This window comes from Streptomyces phaeochromogenes (assembly GCF_001418655.1).
Taxonomy (GTDB): Bacteria; Actinomycetota; Actinomycetes; order Streptomycetales; family Streptomycetaceae; genus Streptomyces; species Streptomyces phaeochromogenes.
Map to the genome: position 1 here is coordinate 1 of NZ_LIQZ01000484.1, position 6,806 is coordinate 6,806.

Genomic DNA, 6,806 nt, shown 5'->3' on the forward strand with positions numbered 1-6,806 from the left:
AACATCTCCCCCAAAACCCGCGCCGCCCTCTCCACATCCCCGAACCCCACGTACAGCGGCGTGAAGCCGAAACGCAGGACGTCCGGTTCGCGGAAGTCGCCGATGACGCCCCTGTCGATCAGGCGGCGCATGACGTTGCCCGCGTCGGTGCAGCGGAGGGCCACCTGGCTGCCGCGTTCCGTGTGGGGGGAGGGAGTTACCGACTCCACCGCGCCCTCGGGGACGTACGACTCGACGCATTCCAGGAAGAAGTCCGTCAGGGCGAGGGACTTGGTGCGGATCGCGTCGATCGATACGTCGTCCCAGACCTCCAGGGCCGCCTCCAGGGCGAGCATGGAGAGGATGTCGGGGGTGCCGACGCGACCGCGGAGGGCGCCGGGGGCCGGGGTGTAGTCCGGGGTCATGCCGAAGGGGTCGGCGTGGGAGTTCCAGCCCGGGAGGGGTGAGTCGAAGCGCGGTTGGTGGGCCTCGCGGACGTAGAGGTACGCCGGTGAACCCGGGCCGCCGTTCAGGTACTTGTAGGTGCAGCCGACCGCCAGGTCCACGCCGTGTTCGTCGAGGCCCACCGGCAGGGCGCCCGCGCTGTGGCACAGGTCCCAGACCGACACTGCGCCCGCCGCGTGGATCGCCGCCGTGAGGGACGGCAGGTCGTGCAGGCGGCCCGTGCGGTAGTCGACGTGGTTCAGGAGTACCGCCGCCGTGCGCTCGCTCAGGGCGCCCGGCACCTCGTCCGGGGTCACCGGACGCAGCGTGCAGCCCGTGAGGCGGGCGGCCGACGCGGCGATGTAGCCGTCCGTGGGGAACGTCGTCGCGTCCACCAGGACCTCGTCCCGGCCGCTCCGCCCCTCCGAACCGCCGTCCGCCAGCCGTACCGCCCCCACAACCGCCTTGAAGACGTTGACACTTGTGGAGTCGCCGACCACGATCTGGCCGGGCGCCGCGCCCACCAGCGGAGCGATCCGGTCGCCGATCCGTTCCGGCGCGGTCCACCAGCCGCTCTCGTCCCAGGAGCGGATCCGCAGTGAACCCCACTGGCGGCGTACGACGTCCTCGACGCGGCCGGGGACCGAGCGGGGCAGCGCGCCCAGCGAGTTTCCGTCCAGGTACACCGTGTCGTCGAGTACGAACTGGGCCCGCATCCCCGCCAGTTCGTCCGTCGCGTCCAGCTTCTCGGCCTTCGGCCTCATCTCGGGCTCAGACATGGGACCGCGCCGTCCACAGCTCGGGGAACACGTTCTTCCGGGCCCGCTTCTCCAGCCAGGCCACCCCGGCGGAGCCACCCGTGCCCGTCTTCGCGCCCATGGCGCGCCGCGTGGCCACCAGGTGGTCGTTGCGCCAGCGCCACACCAGCTCGGCGACATCGGTCAACGCCTCGCCCAGCCGGGCCAGTTCGGCGCTCTCGTCGCCCGCGTACAGGTCGGTCCAGACGGTCTCGACCTCGGGTGACGGGTCGTAGCGGAGGGACACGTCACGGTCGACCACCGACGTAGGAATCGCGTGGCCGCGGCGCGCGAGCAGCCTCAACACCTCGTCGTACAGGCTCGGTTCGTGCAGGGCCTTCTCCAGCTCGGCGTGCACGCGGGGCGCGCCCCGGTGCGGTACGAGCATGGACGAGGACTTCTCGCCGAGCAGGAACTCCATACGGCGGTACATGGCCGACTGGAAGCCGGAACCCTCGCCGAGGGCGCTGCGGTAGGAGTTGAACTGGGCCGGAGTGAGCTGGCCGAGGGGCTTCCAGGAGGCGGTCAGCGCCTCCAGTTCCCGTACCGACCGCTTCAGGGCCGCCACCGCGACCGGCACCCGGTCCTCGCGCAGCGCCTTCGCCGCGGTCTCCCACTCGTGGACGATGACGGTGAACCACAGCTCCATGACCTGGGTGGTCACCAGGAAGACCATCTCTCCGGGATCGTCGGAGAGGGTGTGCTGGAGGTGGGTGAGGACGTCCGCCTGGACGTAGTCCTCGTACGGGGTCGTGCCCTGGAAGTCGAGATGCGGGGTCTCGGGCTCCGAAGCCTCTTGGGGCTGAGCCTGGTGGGACATCGCTGTCTCCTGTTGTGTACTCCGGGTAGCGGTCCGCCCCTGCCGAATTCGACACGGTGGCCCCGGTCCCCACGGGCATCCTCCACAATCGTGCCCCGAATCCGCAAGGTCCGCCTGGTCACACCAGGCGGACCTGCACAAACGCGACCGTTCGGGGCCGGTCACCGGCCCTGCCGGCTCAGCCCAGGGTCTGGGCCGCCGCCGGGGAGGAGTCCTTCAGGAACTGCGAGCAGCGCTCGTACTCCTCCTGCTCGCCGATCGCCTGCGCGGCGCGGGCGAGGCCGTGCAGGGCGCGCAGGAAGCCGCGGTTCGGCTCGTGCTCCCAGGGCACCGGGCCGTGGCCCTTCCAGCCGTTGCGCCGCAGGGAGTCCAGACCGCGGTGGTAGCCGGTACGGGCGTACGCGTACGACTCGACGACGCTGCCGCGCTCGTACGCCTCGTCGGCCAGCTGGGCCCAGGCGAGCGAGGAGGTGGGGTACTTGGCGGCCACGTCGGCGGGCGGCGTGTCGTTCGCCAGGAGCTCGCGCGGCTCCGGGTCATCGGGCAGGTGGGTCGGGGGCGGTCCCCCGAGGAGGTTCTCGTTGATGGCCATGGGTTCCAGTTTGCCTGGCCCTGACGCCCTCGCGCGCATCGCGGGCCCGCTTTACTCCCCCCGCGAACGCGACGCCGGCCCCTGCGGTCGGCTGCTCCAGGCCACTGCGGTCGGCTACTCCAGCCGTCCGCGCGACTGGTTCGGCTCCAGCGGCGGGGCCGTCACGCTGCCGTGGGTGAGGCATTCCGGGCGCAGACAGCCCGGCGGAGGCTTCCGTACGGTCGCGAAGGCGATCACCGCGCCCACGACCAGGATGCCCGCGCACAGGGGCATCGCCCGCCGGAACGCGTCGTCGAAGGCGTCCGCCGACCGGTACGCCTCCTCGCTCATCCCGGCGAGCAGGGGCAGCGCGGCCACGGCGACGAGGCCGGCGGCGCGGGCCGCCGCGTTGTTGATACCGCTGGCCAGGCCCGCCCGGCCGACATCCACGGAGGCGAGCACGGTCGCGGTGAGGGGCGCGACCAGCGTCACCATGCCGAGGCCCAGCACCAGGACGGCGGGCAGCACGTCACGCACGTACGAGGCGTCGGTGCCCACCCGCAGCATCAGCAGCATCCCGGTCGCGCACAGCAGCGGGCCCACGGTGAGCGGGATGCGGGGGCCGATGCGCTGGGCGAGTTCGCCGGAGCGGGCCGACAGGAACAGCATCAGGACCGTCGTCGGCAGCAGTGCCGTGCCGGCGCCCAGGGCCGAGTACCCGGCCACGACCTGGAGCTGGAGCGCGGAGAGGAAGAAGAAGCCCGCGAAGGCCGCGTACACGCACAAGGTGACGACGTTGACCGCCGTGAACTGGCGGGACGCGAAGATGTCGAGCGGCATCATCGGGTCGGCCCGCCGCCGCTCCACCATCACGAAGGCGACGCCCGCCGCGACCCCCGCGACCGCCGTCACGGTGACGACGAGCCCCGATCCGGCGGACGCCTCGATGAGGGCGTACGTCACCAGGGCCAGCGCCAGCGCGCCGAGGGCCGCCCCGAGCACGTCGAAGCCGCGCCCGTGGACCCGGTCGTCCTTCGACTCCGGTACGTGGCGCAGGGCGATCGGGGCGCAGAGCAGCGCGAGCGGGACGTTGAGGAGGAACACCCAGCGCCAGCCGGGGCCGTCCACCAGCCAGCCGCCCAGGAACGGGCCGACCGCCGCGCCGATGCCGCCGAAGCCCGACCACAGGCCGACGGCCCTCGCGCGGTCCTCCGGGTGGAACGACGCCTGGATCAGCGCGAGCGAACCGGGCGTGAGCAGCGCGCCGCCGATGCCCTGCAGCGCGCGGGCCGCGACGAGGACGCCCGCGCTGGGCGCGAGCCCGCAGAGCAGGGACGCCGCCGCGAACCACACCACCCCGACGACGAACACCTTCCGCCGCCCGAAACGGTCGCCGAGGGCTCCGCCCAGCAGGATCAGGCCCGCGAGGGTCAGCATGTACGCGTTGACGGTCCACTGGAGGCCCGCCAGGTCCGAGTCGAGATCGCGGCCGATCGTCGGCAGCGCGACGTTCACGACCGTCGAGTCCAGCATCGCCATGCTCGACCCGAGCACGGTGGTCAGCAGGATCCACTTCCCGGCGGGGGAGGACATTCTGACGGCCGGGGACTCCTGGGGCGGGGCAGCCATACCCCGGAGCATACGGACATACGGCGGGGCCCGGCTCTCCGAAAGGAAAACCGGGCCCGGGCCGTACGAAACAGGGTTACTTGATCTTCGTGCCCGTGGAGCGCAGGTTGGCGCAGGCCTCGGTGACGCGGGCGGCCATCGACGCCTCGGCGAGCTTGCCCCAGGTGCGGGGGTCGTACGTCTTCTTGTTGCCGACCTCGCCGTCGACCTTCAGGACGCCGTCGTAGTTGCGGAACATGTGGTCCGCGACCGGGCGCGTGAACGCGTACTGCGTGTCCGTGTCCAGGTTCATCTTCACGACGCCGTTCTCCAGCGCGGTGGCGATCTCCTCGGCCGTGGAGCCGGAGCCGCCGTGGAAGACGAAGTCGAACGGGGACGGCTTGCCGTACTTGGCGCCGACGCCCTCGTTCAGCTCCTTGAGGAGCTCGGGGCGCAGGACGACGTTGCCCGGCTTGTAGACGCCGTGCACGTTGCCGAAGGACGCGGCCAGCAGGTAGCGGCCCTTCTCGCCCAGGCCCAGGGCCTCCGCCGTACGAATGGCGTCGTCGACCGTCGTGTAGAGGGAGTCGTTGATCTCGTGCGAGACGCCGTCCTCCTCGCCGCCGGTCGGGGTGATCTCGACCTCAAGGATGATCTTCGCGGCGACGGCGCGGGCGAGCAGCTCCTGGCCGATGGCCAGGTTGTCGGCCAGCGTCTCCGCGGAGCCGTCCCACATGTGGGACTGGAACAGCGGGTTCTCGCCGCGGGCGACGCGCTCCTCGGAGACCGCGATCAGCGGGCGTACGTACCCGTCGAGCTTGTCCTTGGGGCAGTGGTCCGTGTGCAGGGCGACCGTGATGTCGTACTTCTTGGCGACGATGTGCGCGAACTCGGCCAGGGCTACCGAACCGGTCACCATGTCCTTGTTGTGCTGGCCGCCCAGGAACTCCGCACCACCGGTGGAGATCTGGATGATGCCGTCGCTCTCGGCCTCCGCGAAGCCGCGCAGCGCAGCGTGCAGGGTCTGGGACGAGGTCACGTTGATGGCCGGGTAGGCGAACTTGCCTGCCTTCGCCCGGTCGAGCATCTCGTTGTAGACCTCGGGGGTTGCGATCGGCATCTGTCCGCTCCTTGTGTATGTGCGGGTGGCGTTCTGCTGCTTACGGCCCTGACCTAGGGGGTGACGTCATCGTCGGCCCCATCTTTCCAGACTTGCCCGGATGCTCCGGCCCCCGTGCCCAGCCTGTGGACAACTCCCGGCGCGGGCTCGGACCGGGGAGCAGAGGGGGGACGGGACCGGGGCTCGGAACCGGGCTCAGTCCAGGCCCAGTTCGTCCTTCGAGTACGCGAAGAGGTACGGGACGCCCGCGCCCTTCTGGATCTTCTCGCCGGCACCGGTGGCGCGGTCGACGATGGTCGCGACGGCGACGACCTCGGCGCCGGCCTCGCGCACGGCCTCGACGGCGGTGAGCGGGGAGCCGCCCGTGGTGGAGGTGTCCTCGACGACGACCACGCGGCGGCCCGCGATGTCCGGGCCCTCCACGCGCCGCTGCATGCCGTGCTCCTTGGCCGCCTTGCGCACGACGAAGGCGTCGAGGCGGCGGCCCCGCGCGGCGGCGGCGTGCAGCATGGCGCCGGCCACCGGGTCGGCGCCCATGGTCAGGCCGCCGACCGCGTCGAATTCGAGGTCCGCCGTCAGGTCGAGGAGCACCTGGCCGACCAGCGGGGCGGCCTCGCCGTCCAGCGTGACCCGCCGCAGGTCGACGTAGTAGTCCGCCTCCAGGCCCGAGGAGAGGGTCACCTTGCCGTGCACCACGGCCTTGTCCTTGATCTGCTGCAGCAGCTCGCCGCGTACGTCACTCATGCGGGTCAGCTTAGAGGCGCCGCCGGGTCCGTCGTCCTCGTCCCGCCGTCGTCCGGTCAGAGGCGCCGCCAGGTCCAGGTGGTGGTGGCTTCGAGGGGATCGATGGGGGTGACCAGGCGGGGCAGGGTGTTGAGGCCGTTGGGCGGTCCGGTCTGCGGCTCCACGCAGACGGCGGCCTCCTGCTCGTCGTACACGACGACCCACTGCTCGCGGCTCGCGACGTTCAGCTCCAGCCGGCCGGGCCAGGTGAGGGTGACGTCGACTCCGTCCGGCATCCCGAAGCAGTCGTCCCAGGGGCCGGGCTTCGGATCGATACGGCGGCCGGTGGGCAGGTGGTCGTCGCCGCGCTCCTCCTGCCAGGCGGCGGTGAAGTCGACCTTCACGTCCTCGCCGCCGCCGAGGTTGCGGTTGAACCAGGGGTGCCAGCCGATCTGTGCCGGGAAGGAGTCGTCGTACGTCTCCACCGACATGGTCAGCGTCAGGGTGTCCGCGGTCAGGGCGATGACCTGGGTGACCCGGCCGGTGTACGGCCAGGGGTCGACGAGGTCGTACGTGATGACGGCCTCGTTCTCGCTCTTGCGGGCGGTGTGCCAGGCGGCGTCCCGGGCGGTGCCGTGGATGGCGTGGGGTGGGGAGTTGAGGGGGAGTTGGTGGGGGGTGGCACCGTTCAGGAAGCGGCCGTCCCTGGTGCGGCCGCACCAGGGGACCATCGGGACTGTCTCT

General features: G+C 71.5%; 7 protein-coding genes. All 7 read right to left on the minus strand.

The genetic code is table 11. The annotated features are described in order from the left end of the window. A partial coding sequence (kynU, locus tag AOK17_RS43470) for a kynureninase (RefSeq protein WP_055618175.1) occupies positions 1-1,202 on the minus strand: 1,202 nt, incomplete at its 3' end. Next, a complete protein-coding gene (locus AOK17_RS43475; RefSeq protein WP_055618171.1) occupies positions 1,195-2,040 on the minus strand; it encodes a tryptophan 2,3-dioxygenase family protein in 846 nt (281 codons plus the stop codon). The genes kynU and AOK17_RS43475, both read right to left, overlap by 8 nt. A gap of 178 nt (positions 2,041-2,218) precedes the next feature. After that, positions 2,219-2,632, minus strand: coding sequence for a DUF3151 domain-containing protein (locus AOK17_RS43480; protein ID WP_055618172.1), 414 nt, complete (start codon positions 2,630-2,632; stop codon positions 2,219-2,221). A 114-nt stretch (positions 2,633-2,746) separates the two neighbouring features. After that, on the minus strand, positions 2,747-4,240 hold the full coding sequence (locus AOK17_RS43485) for an MFS transporter (RefSeq protein WP_055618176.1): 1,494 nt from the start codon (positions 4,238-4,240) through the stop codon (positions 2,747-2,749). 76 nt (positions 4,241-4,316) lie between these two features. After that, positions 4,317-5,339: a class II fructose-bisphosphate aldolase gene (gene fbaA, locus AOK17_RS43490; protein ID WP_055618173.1), complete on the minus strand. Its 1,023-nt coding sequence runs from the start codon at positions 5,337-5,339 to the stop codon at positions 4,317-4,319. Between the two features lie 195 nt (positions 5,340-5,534). After that, entirely contained in the window at positions 5,535-6,083 is a 549-nt protein-coding gene (gene pyrE / locus AOK17_RS43495) for an orotate phosphoribosyltransferase (protein ID WP_055618174.1), read from the minus strand. Positions 6,084-6,139: 56 nt separating this feature from the next. After that, positions 6,140-6,806: aldose epimerase family protein (locus AOK17_RS43500; RefSeq protein WP_055618177.1), on the minus strand; the 667-nt coding region annotated here is incomplete at its 5' end.

Bases quoted from the DNA above. Each gene is read 5' to 3' on its own strand.
- AOK17_RS43475 (WP_055618171.1), bottom strand. From the start codon at position 2,040: ATGTCCCACCAGGCTCAGCCCCAAGAGGCTTCGGAGCCCGAGACCCCG.
- AOK17_RS43480 (WP_055618172.1), bottom strand. From the start codon at position 2,632: ATGGCCATCAACGAGAACCTCCTCGGGGGACCGCCCCCGACCCACCTG.
- AOK17_RS43485 (WP_055618176.1), bottom strand. From the start codon at position 4,240: ATGGCTGCCCCGCCCCAGGAGTCCCCGGCCGTCAGAATGTCCTCCCCC.
- fbaA (WP_055618173.1), bottom strand. From the start codon at position 5,339: ATGCCGATCGCAACCCCCGAGGTCTACAACGAGATGCTCGACCGGGCG.
- pyrE (WP_055618174.1), bottom strand. From the start codon at position 6,083: ATGAGTGACGTACGCGGCGAGCTGCTGCAGCAGATCAAGGACAAGGCC.